15 protein-coding genes are annotated in these 14,389 nt (G+C 65.8%); 1 reads left to right on the top strand and 14 read right to left on the bottom strand.

Translation table 11 applies throughout. The annotated features are described in order from the left end of the window. Positions 1-188 precede the first annotated feature (188 nt). The 12 genes from ACWA1Q_RS07940 to hrcA form a co-directional block, all read right to left on the bottom strand. Positions 189-1,580: an ABC transporter permease gene (locus ACWA1Q_RS07940; RefSeq protein ID WP_463756473.1), complete on the bottom strand. Its 1,392-nt coding sequence runs from the start codon at positions 1,578-1,580 to the stop codon at positions 189-191. After that, positions 1,577-2,338 (bottom strand): ABC transporter ATP-binding protein, encoded by a 762-nt coding sequence (locus ACWA1Q_RS07945; RefSeq protein WP_463756475.1) that lies wholly within the window; start codon positions 2,336-2,338, stop codon positions 1,577-1,579. Before ACWA1Q_RS07945 ends, ACWA1Q_RS07940 begins: the two co-directional genes overlap by 4 nt. 58 nt (positions 2,339-2,396) lie before the next feature. Next, entirely contained in the window at positions 2,397-3,086 is a 690-nt protein-coding gene (locus ACWA1Q_RS07950; RefSeq protein WP_463756476.1) for a response regulator, read from the bottom strand. Continuing rightward, on the bottom strand, positions 3,083-4,285 hold the full coding sequence (locus ACWA1Q_RS07955) for a sensor histidine kinase (protein WP_463756477.1): 1,203 nt from the start codon (positions 4,283-4,285) through the stop codon (positions 3,083-3,085). Before ACWA1Q_RS07955 ends, ACWA1Q_RS07950 begins: the two co-directional genes overlap by 4 nt. 79 nt (positions 4,286-4,364) lie before the next feature. Next, complete coding sequence (gene era / locus ACWA1Q_RS07960) at positions 4,365-5,381, bottom strand: GTPase Era (protein WP_463756479.1); 1,017 nt, start codon at positions 5,379-5,381, stop codon at positions 4,365-4,367. A 2-nt stretch (positions 5,382-5,383) separates the two neighbouring features. Next, positions 5,384-6,688 (bottom strand): hemolysin family protein, encoded by a 1,305-nt coding sequence (locus ACWA1Q_RS07965; protein WP_463756480.1) that lies wholly within the window; start codon positions 6,686-6,688, stop codon positions 5,384-5,386. Continuing rightward, positions 6,688-7,152, bottom strand: coding sequence for an rRNA maturation RNase YbeY (gene ybeY / locus ACWA1Q_RS07970; protein WP_463756481.1), 465 nt, complete (start codon positions 7,150-7,152; stop codon positions 6,688-6,690). Before ybeY ends, ACWA1Q_RS07965 begins: the two co-directional genes overlap by 1 nt. Next, positions 7,149-8,165: a PhoH family protein gene (locus ACWA1Q_RS07975; protein ID WP_463760811.1), complete on the bottom strand. Its 1,017-nt coding sequence runs from the start codon at positions 8,163-8,165 to the stop codon at positions 7,149-7,151. The genes ybeY and ACWA1Q_RS07975 overlap by 4 nt, the downstream gene beginning before the upstream one ends. 73 nt (positions 8,166-8,238) lie before the next feature. Continuing rightward, on the bottom strand, positions 8,239-8,595 hold the full coding sequence (locus ACWA1Q_RS07980) for an HIT domain-containing protein (RefSeq protein ID WP_463756483.1): 357 nt from the start codon (positions 8,593-8,595) through the stop codon (positions 8,239-8,241). 47 nt (positions 8,596-8,642) lie between these two features. Continuing rightward, positions 8,643-9,374 (bottom strand): 16S rRNA (uracil(1498)-N(3))-methyltransferase, encoded by a 732-nt coding sequence (locus ACWA1Q_RS07985; RefSeq protein ID WP_463756484.1) that lies wholly within the window; start codon positions 9,372-9,374, stop codon positions 8,643-8,645. A gap of 1 nt (position 9,375) precedes the next feature. Then, on the bottom strand, positions 9,376-10,470 hold the full coding sequence (gene dnaJ, locus ACWA1Q_RS07990) for a molecular chaperone DnaJ (protein ID WP_121672746.1): 1,095 nt from the start codon (positions 10,468-10,470) through the stop codon (positions 9,376-9,378). Positions 10,471-10,555: 85 nt separating this feature from the next. Next, positions 10,556-11,578, bottom strand: coding sequence for a heat-inducible transcriptional repressor HrcA (gene hrcA / locus ACWA1Q_RS07995; RefSeq protein WP_463756486.1), 1,023 nt, complete (start codon positions 11,576-11,578; stop codon positions 10,556-10,558). Between the two features lie 196 nt (positions 11,579-11,774). On the opposite strand from hrcA, the gene ACWA1Q_RS08000 reads away from it, so the two are divergent. Beyond that, entirely contained in the window at positions 11,775-12,449 is a 675-nt protein-coding gene (locus ACWA1Q_RS08000; RefSeq protein WP_463756487.1) for a DUF4870 domain-containing protein, read from the top strand. Between the two features lie 29 nt (positions 12,450-12,478). Here ACWA1Q_RS08000 and hemW read toward each other — a convergent pair whose 3' ends face one another. Further along, a complete protein-coding gene (gene hemW / locus ACWA1Q_RS08005) occupies positions 12,479-13,702 on the bottom strand; it encodes a radical SAM family heme chaperone HemW (RefSeq protein ID WP_463756488.1) in 1,224 nt (407 codons plus the stop codon). Positions 13,703-13,733: 31 nt separating this feature from the next. Beyond that, positions 13,734-14,387 (bottom strand): DUF1990 family protein, encoded by a 654-nt coding sequence (locus ACWA1Q_RS08010; protein ID WP_463756490.1) that lies wholly within the window; start codon positions 14,385-14,387, stop codon positions 13,734-13,736. Positions 14,388-14,389 lie beyond the last annotated feature (2 nt).

The raw sequence follows: 14,389 nt of genomic DNA on the forward strand, positions 1-14,389 counted from the left end.
CGCGAATGTGGGAAGCCGACGACAAACCCCGCGACGAGAGGGCTTAGAACGAAGCCTCGCCGCGGCAGCTAAGGAGAAGAGCGCCGAACAACACAGGAACAGGCTAACACGCTCATAGCCTGCTCCTGCGTTGACGGCGTGCACTTTGTCTCGCCACATCTGACTTTTCACGAGAAGTGCGCGGTTTGCTACTCCACGGCGAGGGCAGCGACGGGCGAGATGCGCGTTGCACGCCGTGAGGGAGCGATCGACGCCGCCGTCGACAGCGCGGCCGCCGCGACGATCGCCCCGAGCACGACGAGCCACGGCACCGACGGGAGCATGAACCCGCCGCCGAGGATTGAGCCGAGAAGCGATTGGGCGCCCGCCCAGCCGTAGAGGATACCGAGCACGAGCCCGAAACCAACGGCGGCAACAGTCATCTGCACGCTCTCGGCGAGGATCATCCGGCGGATCTGCGAGCGGGTGAATCCCAGTGCGCGGAGCAGGCCGATCTCCCGGGTCCGTTGCAGAACACTCAGCGAAAGGTTGTTCACCATGCCGACAGCAGCGATCAGCGCCGAGAAGCCGAACAGTACGGCGAAGACGCCGATGGTCAGCGCGAGGGTCTCATCGACTCCCTGGTAGTCCTCCGGGTACGCCTCCTGCCCGCGCACGATCATGTCGACGTAGCCCTGCGAGGCGACAGCGAACATCGTCACGAGGGTGACGCCGATGACGACACCGATGGTCGCGCGGGTGCTGCGGGCCGGGTTCCTCACCGCGTTCGCGGCCGCGACCTTCGCCGCCGGGCCGCTTCCGAGCATGCGTCCCGTCGCTCGCAGGATTGCCGGGAGAAACAGGGGTGCGCCGAGGACAACACCGGTGAACGAGAGGATGCCGCCGAGCATTGCGACGAGCACGCCGAGCATGTTGATCATGCCGAGTGCGACGCCGCCGGCGAGGAGCAGGACACCGATTCCGATCAGGATGAACGCGGCGGCGTTCCGCACCGGATGCGAGGCGATGTCTTCGCGCGACGGCTCGACGGCTGCCGCTCCCGCCTGGATCGGTGTCACCTCGAGGATGCGACGCGACCCGACCCAGGACGCGAGCCAGGTGACGAGGACGACCGCGAGCACGGGTACCGAGAGAACAACCGGGAAGAGGTCGTATGTGGCGGCGGGGATGGCATCCGTCGCCACGCCGATCGCAACGCTGACTGGAGTGAGGATGCTTGCGACAGCGAACCCGAGCACGGAGCCGACGACTCCGACAAGGAGCCCATCCGTCGCGACGGAACGGCGCAGGCTCGACGCTGATGCGCCGACAAGCCGGTACAGCGCGATCACGCGGGTGCGGCCGGCGATGACGGTTCCGACGGTATTCGCCGTGACCACTCCCCCGACGTACACGGCGATCGCGAAGAAGATCACCGAGACGAGACCGAGCGCCACCTGCACCGACTCCTTTTGGGCGATGTCGTCGCCGGCAATGATGGTTGTCAGTACCGATGTACCCTGCAGCAGGAGCACGCCGAATGCCGACGAGAGCATCGTGACGAGGATGGATGCCGTGTAGTCGCGGAGCCGCATCCTCATGATGCGCGATCCATCGCCAGCATGTAGCCGCTGATCTGCTCGGGGGTCGACGGGCCCAGCTCGTGCACGACCTTGCCGTCGGCGAGGATGAGCACGCGGTCGGCATAGCTCGCCGCGACCGGGTCGTGGGTCACCATCGCGATGGACTGGCCGAACTTGCCGCAGGCCTCCGCGAGGAGCGCCAGGACTTCGCGGCCGGTGCGGGAGTCCAGGTTTCCGGTGGGTTCGTCGGCGAAAACGAGGTCGGGGCGGGTGGCGAGGGCCCGGGCGATCGCGACGCGCTGCTGCTGTCCGCCGCTCAACTCGTGCGGGCGATGACTGAGACGGTCGGTGATCCGGAGGGTGTCGCAGAGGGTGTTGATCCAGCCCTGCTCGTCGACGGTGGGCGTGCGGCCGTCGAGCTCGAAAGGCAGCAGGATGTTGTCACGGGCGCTCAGCGTCGGAACGAGGTTGAACGACTGAAAGACGAAGCCGATCCTGCGTCGGCGCAGGCGGGTGAGCGCTGTGTCGTCGAGTGTGGTGATCTGGGTGTCTCCGAGCCAGGCCTCGCCCGAGGTCGGTGTGTCGAGGCCGGCCATGATGTGCATGAGCGTCGACTTGCCGGAGCCGGACGGCCCCATGATGGCGGTGAACTGCCCCCGACGGATGCCGATGGAGACGTCGGACAACGCGACGACCGAGCCCTGCCCGACACCGAAGCTCTTGCTGACGTGGACGACACGAGCGGCGAGGCCGAGGTCTGTAGGAGTGATTTTCATACTCCAACGTTAGGAACTCCGGGTGCTCACCCGCGTCGGCTCGGCGGGTGATACCCGGTCATCCTTCCGGATGATTCGCGGTGTTGAGTCCGTGTTCGTAGGCGAAGATCACGAGCTGGACCCGGTCACGAAGGCCGAGCTTGCCGAGCACGCGCGAGATGTGGGTCTTGACCGTCGCTTCGCTGAGGAATTCCTGCGCCGCGATCTCGGAGTTGCTCATTCCCCGAGCCGCGAACGAGAAGATATTGCGTTCCCTCGCGGTGAGATTCGAGAACTCCGTCGGCAGGGTTGGACCGGCGGCGGGAGCACCGAAGTGGGCGAACAACGCCTTCGTCGCGCCGGGAGCGATGACGGCGTTGCCCGAGTGCACCGTGCGGATGGCGGCGAGGAGGAAGTCCGGCTGGGTGTCCTTGAGCAGGAATCCGCTCGCGCCCTTGCGCAGGGCGGAGGCCGCACCCTCGTCGAGATCGAAGGTGGTGAGAACGATGATTCTTGGAGCGGGCCTGCCCGCGGCATCCGCTGCCTCGAGGATCGCGATCGTGGAGGCAATGCCGTCCATGATGGGCATCCGCACGTCCATGAGCATGACGTCCGGTCGCGCGGTCTGAGCGAGCTCGAAGCCCGCGCGACCGTCGCCCGCCTCACCGACGAACTCCAGGTCCGGCTGCGAGTCGATGAGCATGCGGATTCCGGCGCGGAACAGTTGCTGGTCGTCGACAAGTGCGACGCGGATTGTCTCGGCGGTCATCGGATGCTCCCCTGCTGGATGGCGGCTGGCACCGGGACGAAGGCGGTGACGACGAATCGGTCACCCGGTGTCCGGTCTGCGGTGAGGAATCCGCCGACAAGGGCGGCGCGTTCCCGCATGCCGGGCAGGCCGTGCCCGAGGGCGTCTTCCTGCGACGGGGTACCGGACACCGCGTTGTCGATCCGCACGGTGACTCCCCCGTCGCGCCAGATCAGGTCGACCTGGACCGGCTCGCTCGTGTTCCCGTGGCGCAGTGCGTTGGTGAGTGCTTCCTGGAGGATGCGGTAGATCGAAATCTGGTGACCGACCGGGAGCGGAATTTCGTTCCCGAGAATGGAGTGCTGCACACCGAGCCCGGCGCCGCGCATCTGCTCGAACAGGGCGTCGATGTCGGTGAGGAGGGGTTGTGGGCCTTCGCCCTGCCGGTGCCGCAGTTCGGCGAGGAGGAGGCGCACGTCACCCAGAGCGCTTCGTGCGGTGTCCGCGATCGTCGCGAGGGTCCCGTCCATTGCTTCGGGGTCGCCCTTGTGGGCGTAACGAGCTCCATCGGCCTGAGCGATGACGACGGCAAGAGAGTGGGCGACGACGTCGTGCATGTCCCGCGCGATCCGGTTGCGCTCTTGCTCGACCACGACGCTCTGCTGCGCGACACGCTGTTCCTGCTGCGCCTGGAGTCGGCGAACGCTTTCTTCCTTCGCGTTCCTGGAGGTGCGCACGAGAAGCCCCGTCACCCACGACAGTGCGAACACGAAGATCGCGGCGATGGAGCCGATGAATGATGTGAGCACAACCGAGGGCAGCTGGCTGAGCGCGGTGAGATCGATGCCACCATAAATGAACATTGCCGTCGTGTACGTGGCGGCGACGATTCCCCCGACGACGGCAGACGCGAGACCCGCCCACCGCACCCAGCGCTCGCCGTAGCATCCGGTCGCGTAGAGCACGGCCAGGATCGCGACGTTCGATGGCACCGCGGGCATACCACCCGTCAGCTGGATGAAAACGGCGAGCCAGGACAGTCCCAGTGCGATGGCTGGCGAAATGCGTCGTACGGCGAGAGCCGCAGTCATCCCCATGACGACGATCACGGGAAGCGGTCCGTCGCTGAAAGCGAGTTCGCTGCCGCCGATGACGAGCCCGAACAGCGCCGCGACGACGATGTCGACGGTCATCTGGGTGGACGTCAGGGAACGGAGCATGGTTCAACGGTAGTTCGTGCCGCCGCTTCGCGAGGCGCCGCGGCGGCACGAACGGCCGAAATCATCCTGGAGATGTACGTCAGAAACCGAGGCGGCCGAGCAGCTTCGGGTCGCGCTGCCAGTCCTTGGCAACCTTCACCCGGATCGACAGGAACACCTGTTTGCCGACGAGCTTCTCGATGGGTACCCGCGCTCGCTGTCCGACGTCGCGCAGGCGGGAACCGCCCTTGCCGATGATGATCGCCTTCTGGCTGTCGCGTTCGACGAAGACGTTGGCGAAGATCTCGAGAAGATCCTTGTCTTCGCGCTCGATCATGTCGTCGATCGTCACCGCGAGCGAGTGCGGGAGTTCATCGTGCACGCCCTCGAGCGCTGCTTCGCGGATGTACTCCGAGATCCGGTCTTCCGTGTTCTCGTCGGTCACGGCATCCGCTGGGTAGAGCGGTTCAGACGATGTCGGCATGAGCGCGATCAATTCGGTCACGAGCGTGTCGAGCTGGATGCTGTTGGTCGCCGACACGGGGATGATCATGTCCCACGAGCGCAGCTCCTGCACTTCCATCAGCTGCTCGGCCGTCACCGGGCGCGCTGCTGCGTCGATCTTGGTGACGATCGCGACTTTCTTCGCCCGCGGGTACTGATCGAGCTGTTCGTTGATGAACTTGTCGCCGGGGCCGATCTTCTCGTTCGCCGGGATGCAGAGACCGATGACGTCGACGTCGTTGAGGGTCGACTGCACGAGGTCGTTGAGGCGCTGGCCGAGAAGCGTTCGCGGGCGGTGGATCCCCGGGGTGTCGACGATGATGAGCTGGCCGGTCTCGTCGTGGACGATTCCGCGGATCGCCTTGCGGGTCGTCTGCGGTTTTGAGCTCGTGATCGCGACCTTCTGGCCGACGAGCGCGTTCGTCAGGGTCGATTTGCCGACGTTGGGCCGGCCGACGAAGGAGACGAAACCCGCGCGGTACCCGGTGTCGGGCTGGACCTCGCGCTCGGGCTGCTGCGGCTCGGTGTTCGTATCGGCCTCCTGAGCCGGCGAGGTGGCTTCAGCGTCGCTGGGGTCAGTCGGCTGGTCGGTGTTCTGATCGTCATTGTGCATGACTACTCCTCTGTTGTTTCTATCGATTCAAATGATCGTTGGACGTCCCGAAGGGCCGCGGTCGGGGTCACGATCACCGTGCTCACCCGTTTGCGCCTGCCCTCGGTCCGTTCGGCGGTGAGCCGGAGTCCGTCGGTCTCGGCGACCGAACCGGCGACGGGCAGTCGCCCGAGAACCTTGGTCAGCAAGCCACCGACGGTGTCGACGTCGTCGTCGTCCAGTTCCAGGCGGAACAGTTCGCCGAGCTCGTCGACCGGTAGCCGGGCGCTGACCCGGTATCTGTCGTCACCAAGCTTCTCGACATCGGGGGTGTCGGTGTCGTACTCGTCGGAGATGTCGCCGACGAGTTCTTCGAGGAGGTCCTCGAGAGTCACAAGCCCGGCGATGCCACCGTATTCGTCAACCACCATGGCGAGGTGGTTCGATTCGAGCTGCATCTGCTGCAGCAGCGAGTCGGCCTTCTTCGATTCGGGCACGAAGAGCGCCGGACGAGCCAGCGCGCTGACGCTCACGCTGTTCGCGGCGGCGTCGCCCTCGTGGATGAGGCGGACGACATCCTTGAGATAGAGCACACCGGTGACGTCGTCCACTTCACCGTCGGTCACGGGGACCCGGGAGACGCCGGTGCGGAGGAAGAGGCTCATCGCCTGCTGTACCGTGACCTGGGCGTCGACGGTCACCATGTCGGTCCGCGGGATCATCACCTCACGGACGACGGTTTCGTTGAATTCGAAGATCGAGTGGATGAGTTCCCGGTCGTCCTCCTCGAGCACCTCGAGTTCCGTCGCCTCATCGACCATATTGAGCAGCTGTTCCTCTGACGAGAACGACGCCTCACGCGCCACTCCCGGCGTGACCCGGTTGCCGAACGCGACGAGCGCATTAGCCAGCGGGCCGAGGAGAAGACGGACCGCCCGGATGATCGGTGCTACGAGGCGCAGGAGTGACTCGGAGTGAGTCCGGCCGAAGCTGCGCGGGCTGGCGCCGACGAGCACGAATGACACGGCCGTCATGATGAGGGCGGAGAACAGCAGGACGAGCCAGGGCTCGTCGATGGTGAAGGCGAAAGCGAGGGTGACGAGCACGGCAGCCGTCGTCTCCGCGAGAACCCGGATGAAGTTGATGGCGTTGAGATGCGCCCCTGGGTCGTCGGCGATCGCCCGCAGGGCCCGCGGCTTGCGGGTGCTGTCGGCGAGTTCGACCATCATCGCGCGTGAGGTCACGCTGATCGCGGCATCAGCAGCGGCCATGAGGCCACCGAAGGCGACGAGGACGAGGGCGACTCCGATGAACCAGTAAAGGATCATCAGCGAGTGGATCGCTCCTGCACGGAGAACCCGAGCAGGATGTCACGCTGAATACCGAACATTTCGCGTTCCTCCGCCGGTTCGGCGTGATCGAACCCGAGGAGGTGAAGGATGCCGTGCGTGGTGAGGAGAAGAAGCTCCTGAAGAGTCGAATGCCCCGCCGTCTCCGCCTGACCTTCGGCGACCTGGGGGCAGAGCACGATGTCGCCGAGGAGTCCTGCCGGGGTCGGTGTGTCCTCGGTTCCCGGGCGCAGTTCGTCCATGGGGAAGCTGAGAACGTCTGTGGGGCCCGGTTCGTCCATCCACTGGACGTGGAGCTGTTCCATCGCGGCCTCGTCCACGAGGACGATGTTGAGATCGGCTTCCTGGCTCACATGCATGGCACCGAGCGCGAAGTCGGCGAGGCGCAGAAGCGCAGCCTCGTCGACAGGGATCGCTGATTCGTTGTTGATCTCGATACTCATGAACTCTTGCCCCTCCTGGGCATCCGTTCGCGGGGCGTTGAGCCCCTGCGCTCGGCACGGTTGGCGAACTCCTGCGCCTGCCCGCGTTCGAAACGCTCGGCCTGCTTGATCTGGTCGTATTCGCTGTACGCGTCGACGATGCGGGCGACGAGGCTGTGGCGGACGACATCGTCGCTCGTCAGACGAGCGAAGTGGATGTCGTCGACGTCGGCGAGCACGCGCGTCACGAGACGCAACCCAGACGACCCGACCGGCAGGTCGACCTGGGTGATGTCACCGGTGACGACGATCTTCGATCCGAAACCGAGCCGGGTGAGGAACATCTTCATCTGCTCGGGCGTCGTGTTCTGCGCCTCGTCGAGCACGATGAAGGAGTTGTTGAGTGTCCGTCCGCGCATGTAGGCGAGAGGGGCGACCTCGACGGTGCCCGCCGCGAGCAGCTTAGGCACGAGCTCGGGGTCCATCATCTCGTTGAGCGCGTCGTAGAGCGGCCGGAGGTACGGGTCGATCTTGTCGGTGAGCGTTCCGGGCAGGAATCCGAGCCGCTCCCCCGCTTCGACAGCCGGGCGGGTGAGGATGATGCGCTCAACCTCTTTGCGCTGCAGCGCCTGGACGGCTTTCGCCATCGCGAGGTAGGTCTTGCCTGTACCGGCGGGCCCGATGCCGAACACGATCGTGTTCTCGTCGATCGCGTCGACGTATTGCGCCTGTCCGAGCGTCTTCGGGCGGATGCTCTTGCCGCGGGAGGTGAGGATGGCCTGCCCCAGGAGGTCGGCTGGTTTGCCGGAGCCGTCTTCGAGGATGCGAGCCGACGACACCACTTCGAGCGGTTCGAGGTCCTGGCCCTGTTTCACCATGTCGATGAGCTCGGCGATAAGGGCGTGGGCGGCGCCGACCTGGCCGGGATCGCCGGTCAGGGTGATGTCGTTGCCACGCACGTGCAGAGACACTGCCGGGTAGCGCGTCTCGATGGTGGAGAGCAAACGGTCCTGGGCACCGAGGAGGCGGACCATCGCAATGCCGTCGACGTGGAGCTTCGCTTCAGCGGCTGCCGGTTCGGGCGTGGGCGGGCTGCTGAATTCAGGGTCAGTGGGATTCGGCACGTGGGTCCTCTCCGAGGTCGCCGATCAAAATGTGGGCATGGACGTGGAAGACGGTCTGTCCCGCCTTCTCGCCCGTGTTGAAGATGAGCCGGAACTGGCCGCCGTGGTCGTCGGCGATGTTCTGCGCGAGGGCAATGAGCTCTGCGAGGAGCGTGGGATCCCCGGCAGCAAGTTCCGCGACGTTGGCATAATCCGGGGTCTTCGGCACAACAAGAATGTGCACGGGAGCCTTGGGCGCGATGTCGTGAAAAGCGATCAGCCGATCGGTCTCCACGACGATGTTCGCGGGGATTTCGCGTTCGATGATGCGCGTGAAGATGCTGGGTTCGGTGGTCGACATGGTCCTATCCTACGAAGCTCGAGCGCGCGCCGGGCTGCCGATCGCGATCACCAGCGGCCGAGTGACACATTGAGCACGGCGATTGCCGCCGGCCCCGCCGACGACGTGCGCAGAATCGTGTCGCCGAGTCGTGCACGAACCGCGCCGGCGGCGGTGAGCGTGTCGAGTTCCGCGTCGCTGATTCCGCCCTCGGGACCGACGACGAGAATCACGTCACGATCGTCGGCGATGGCCAGCCCGCTGAGCGGTTCCGGTGCTGTCGGGTCGAGGAGAACGACAAGAGCGGATGCCGCGAGCCTGGCGAGATCAGACGTAGACGCGATCGGATGCACAGGGGGCACGAACGACCGGATGGACTGTTTCGAGGCCTCACGCACGATGGTTTCCCACCGCGCCCGGCCCTTCTCCTTCTTGGCACCTTCCCAGCGGGAGACGCTTCGGCCGGCCGACCACGGGATGATCGCCGAAACGCCGAGTTCGGTGGCGGCCTGGATCGCCATCTCATCGCGATCGCCTTTGGCCAGAGCCTGCACGAGCACCAGTCGCGGCGTCGGCTCGGCTTCGGCGCGGACATCCGAGACCCGGACGGACACGCGGCCCGGTTCGATCGATTCGATCGAACCGGTCGCGACGAGCCCACGGCCGTTACCCACCCGGATCTCGTCGCCGATCCGCGAGCGGTTGACGGTCACCGCGTGTTTGGCCTCGGCGCCATCGAGTTCGACGAGCGAACCGGCGCTCGTGTCGCCGAGATCCTCACGCAGGTAGAGGCTGCTCACGTCAGCCGAGGAACCGGTCGCGGAGTTTCGAGAACAGGCCCTGCTGGAACGAACCCAGCTGGGTCTGCTTCTGGTCCCGCCCAGCCGCAAACTGTTTGATCAGTTCCTTCTCGCGGTGGTCGAGCCTCGTCGGCGTCACGACCTGAACGCCGATCCGCAGGTCGCCACGGCCGTTGCCGCGGAGCTTGGTCACGCCCCTGCCCTTCACCGTGAGGACCTCTGAACTCTGGACTCCCGGCTTGAGTTCGACCTCGACGTCGCCGTCGAGAGCGTGGATGGTCGTCGTGACGCCGAGAATGGCATCCGTCATGGGAACGTCGAGGGTGCAGAGCAGGTCGTCACCGTTGCGGCTGAACCGCTCGTCGCTGCGCACCTTGATCTCGAGGTAGAGGTCACCGTGCGGGCCACCGGCGGGGCCGATCTCGCCGCTGCCCGGCATCTGCAACCGGAGGCCGGTGTCGACGCCGGCGGGGATGTCGACGGGAACCGTGCGGCGGTCGCGCACGCGCCCCTGCCCCTGGCAGGTGACGCAGGGGTGCGGAATGACTGTCCCGTGGCCGCGGCAGGTGCCACAGGGGGCAGAGGTCATGACGTTGCCGAGGAGCGAGCGAACGGCGCGCTGGATCGATCCGGTTCCGCGGCAGATGTCGCAGGTGACAGGCGATGTGCCCGGCTGGCAGCAGGAGCCCGAACAGGTCGGGCAAAGAACCGCCGTGTCGACCTCGAGGTCGCGGTGGGTGCCGAAGATGACCTCGGCGAGGTCGACCTCGACGCGCAGCAGCGCATCCTGGCCACGCTCGCGGCGCGACTTCGGCCCGCGCTGTTGCTGCCCGCCGAAGAAGGTGTCGAAGATGTCGCCGAACCCACCGAAGCCCTGGCCGCCCATGCCGCCGGAGCCGCCCATGTCGTATTGCTGACGCTGTTTGGCGTCGCTGAGCACGTCGTACGCGTGCGTCACTTCTTTGAAGCGCTCGGATGCCTCGGCGCCGGGATTCACATCGGGGTGGAGTTCGCGTGCAAGTCGGCGGTACGCCTTCTTGATTTCATCGGTTGTCGCCTCGCGGGACACACCGAGAACTTCGTAATGGTCAGCCACTCATGGCCTTTCGTCGTGGTGGTCGTCGCTCTCGGCGCGAGACGACCGGGGTAGGAATTGTGCAGCGCCGAGCATTGCAGCGGGGTCAGCCCTCGCCGAGTTGGCGGGACAGGTAACGGGCGACGGCTCGAACGGCGGCGAGGTTGTTGGAGTAATCCATTCTCGTCGGTCCGAGCACGCCGAGTCTGGCAAGTTCGCCAGCAGAGGAACGGTAGTTGCTGGAGATGATCGAGGTCTCCCCCAAACCGAACGACTCGTTTTCACGGCCGATCGATGCCGAGACACCGCCGCGGTCGACCGCCATCTCGCCGAACAGCCGGAGCAGAACCACTTGCTGCTCGAGAGCTTCGAGGACCGGGTAGATGCTTCCGGAGAAGTCGTCCTCGGTGCGAGCGAGGTTCGCTGCGCCGGCCATGACGAGCTTGTCGTGGCGGTACTCGGCGAACTCTTCGGCGAGGGCATCGGTGATCCGCGTCATCAGCGGCTCATCCTCGGGAACGGCCTCGCTGCGGGCTTTCTCCAGGATCGCGGCGGATGAATCGACATTGATTCCGCCGAGCATCTTGTTGAGGGTGGCTTTCAGCCGCTCGAGCTGCTCGGGCTCCACCGACTGCTCGAGCTCGACGACCTGCTGTTCCACCCGGCCGGTATCGGTGATCAACACCGTCAGCACACGTCGGTCGCTGAGCGAGACCAGTTCGACGTGGCGCACGAGCGCCCGGGCGAACGACGGGTACTGCACGATGGCGACCTGGTTGGTGATCTGCGACAGCAGCCTCACCGTTCGCATCAGAACGTCGTCGAGCCCGACGGACTGGCCGAGAAAGGTTTCGATCGCTTCGCGCTGCGCTTCGGAGAGCGGCTTGCGGTCGGCGAGCTGGTCGACGAAGAGGCGGTACCCCTTGTCGGTGGGGATGCGGCCGGAGGATGTGTGCGGGGCCGAGATCAGTTCTTCGTCTTCGAGTTGCGCCATGTCGTTGCGGATGGTCGCCGCCGAGACTCCGAAGGAGTGGCGCTCGACGATCGCTTTGGAGCCGACGGGTTCCCGGCTCGCGACGTAGTCCTGGACGATGACGCGGAGCACTTCGAGGCTGCGTTCGGAAACCATAGCTGCACCTCTTCCGCTGGAATCGCACTCACATTGCTGGCACTCAGTTGCCCTGAGTGCCAATTCTAGCGCGCGGCTCGCCCGGGGAGTAATTGCCGCGCGTCCTGATCAACGCTACCTTTTAGCTGAAGCCCGCCGCCGTTTCTGGCGTGAGCGGACCCAGCAGCAACAGCGTCATCGATCGAAAGGCTTGGCCATGACCGACCCCAACGCGCAACCCCCGGTTGACCCGAACGAAAAGCAGCCGCAGGAGCCACAGGGCCCGGCGTCACCGCCGCCTCCCTACGGTGGACAGCAGCCTCAACAGCCTTACGGTCAGCAGCCGTATGGGCAGCAGCCCCCTGCAGGTGCTCCCGGATACGGTCAGCAGCCTCCCGCCGGCGCACCCGGCTACGGCCAGCAGCAGGGCTACGGCCAGCAGCCCCCCGCAGGCTACGGCCAGCAGGGTTACGGCCAGCAGCCGCCGCAGTATGCCTACCAGGGCCAGCCCGGCACTGCGCCCCTGACCCAGGCTGAAGACAAGCAGTGGGCGTCGTTCGCTCACTTCGGTGGAGCGCTCGGAGCGTTCCTCGGAGCGGGAACCGCCGGCTGGATCGTGCCGCTCATCATCTACCTGGTCTTCAAGGACCGCGGACCATTCACCCGTCAGGAGGCGAAGGAGGCGCTGAACTTCCAGCTCACCGTGACGATCTTCGTCGTCGCCCTCTACGTGCTCGGCGCAATCCTGACCCTCGTGGTCATCGGACTGTTCCTCTTCCCTCTCGCAGGGATCGTCGGCATTCTCGGCATCATCTTCGGCATCATCGGTGGCGTCAAGGTCAACAACGGCCAGGCCTACCGCTACTTCTTCGCCTTCCGGATGGTGAAGTAACCACCAGATCGTGAGTTCGCCGGCCGGCTCTAAACGGTCAGCCGGCGAACAACGGCATCGGCGAGAAGCCGCCCGCGCAGCGAGAGTTCCACTCTCCCGCGCAGGGCGGCTTCGGCGTTAACGAGGTCATCGGCGATGAGGCCTGCGACGGCGACGCGGGCTTCCGATGGGAGCGTCGCGATCGGGATGCCGTCGCGCGTGCGGGCGAGGAGCAGGATCCGCTCGAGTTCCCGCGTTTCGTCCGAGAGAGTCTCACGGCCAGCTCCCGGTGAGAGGCCTTCGCTCATCCGACCCGCGTAGGCGGCCGGATGCTTGACGTTCCACCAGCGGACTCCGCCGATGTGGCTGTGTGCGCCAGGGCCGATGCCCCACCAGTCCTGGCTGCGCCAGTAAGCGAGGTTGTGCATCGAGCGATACTCGGGAGCTTTTGCCCAGTTGCTGACTTCGTACCAGGAGAAGCCGGCGGCCTCGAGCTTCGCGTCGACCAGCTCGTACATGTCGGCCTGAAGATCTTCATCGGGCTGGGCGACGGCACCGGACCTGATCTGCCTGGCGAGCTTCGTTCCCGCCTCGACGATGAGAGAATAGGCGGACAGGTGGTCCGGACCCGTTGCCAGCGCGGCATCCACCGATCGGGTCCAGTCCTCGAGAGACTCCCCCGGAGTGCCGTAGATGAGATCCACACTGACCTGGAGGCCGGCACGCCGGGCCCAGTCCACGACGAGCGGCACCCGGTCGGGGTCATGGGTGCGTTCGAGAGTAGCGAGGACGTGCGGGACCGCCGACTGCATCCCGAACGACACCCGCGTGAAACCGGCATCCGCCAGGGCGGAGAGGTAGTCGGCGTCGACCGAGTCGGGGTTGGCCTCCGTCGTGATTTCAGCGCCGGGGGCGAGACCGATCGAGTCGCGGACCGCGGAGAGCATCCGGATGAGGTCGGTCGCTGGCAGCAGGGTCGGGGTTCCGCCGCCGAAGAAGACCGTTGACGCCTGCCGCTCGGGCAGACCGGTCGTGCGGAGCACATCGCCGGCGAACGCCACCTCGGCAGCAGCTTCGCTCGCGTAGTCGGACTGTTTCGCGCCGCGCAGTTCCGTCGCGGTGTAGGTGTTGAAGTCGCAGTAGCCGCAGCGTACGCGGCAGAAGGGAACGTGAAGGTAGACCGACAGCATCCGTTCTTCTGCTCCGTCGAGGACCGAGCGGGGAAGCGCACCGTCGACGGGCGCGGGGTCTGCGATGAGCTGGGGGCCGGCCATCAGCGGGAAAGGAACACGGGAGCGGGCACGGTCAGGATGCCGGGCCCGACCAGAGCGGCGACAGTGCGCGCAGGTATGCGGTTGCGAACTTCTTCCGGCGCATCTTTACGAGCGGCGGGAACAGCCGGTAGACGAGGGAGACCGGGCGGGAAAACGAGCGGACCGTGAACCAGACCGAGTCGTCGTCTCGGCGTTCGACCCGGAACTGCTCTTCACCACTGACCCGGTGGGCGCCGATGGTTCCGACGGCGAATGCGGTCAGCGTCGGTTCCTCGATCACGAAGACGACACGGAACCGCTCATCGATGTGGAAGCCGCCGACCTTGCCACGGAGTCGTGCCGTGGAACCGGATGCGACGTAGGGCGTTCCGTCCGCGGCGAACCTCTGCTCCGTGGATACGGCGATCGGTTCGAGCGCCGTGCCGTCCTCGTCGTAACGGATTCCGCCGTACCGGTCACTCGAGTCAGCCTTCACCTCGAGAACGTCGATGCCTGACAGCCGCTGGACGTCCCAGCTGAACAGCGAAACGGATGCCGCTTCGAAGCGTTCCTGCCCGCTTCCCAGCCGGATCGATTCCTCGAACGGCGTGAAACCGCGCGGTGGATACTGCAGCAGGTCGTGCGCCTGGGTAGCGCCGACGGCCGCGTAGTCGACCGGCTGGTCCTCGAAGTTGCTCCGGCGCATCC

The sequence above is a fragment of the Mycetocola sp. TRD_SC_2 genome (assembly GCF_055361225.1).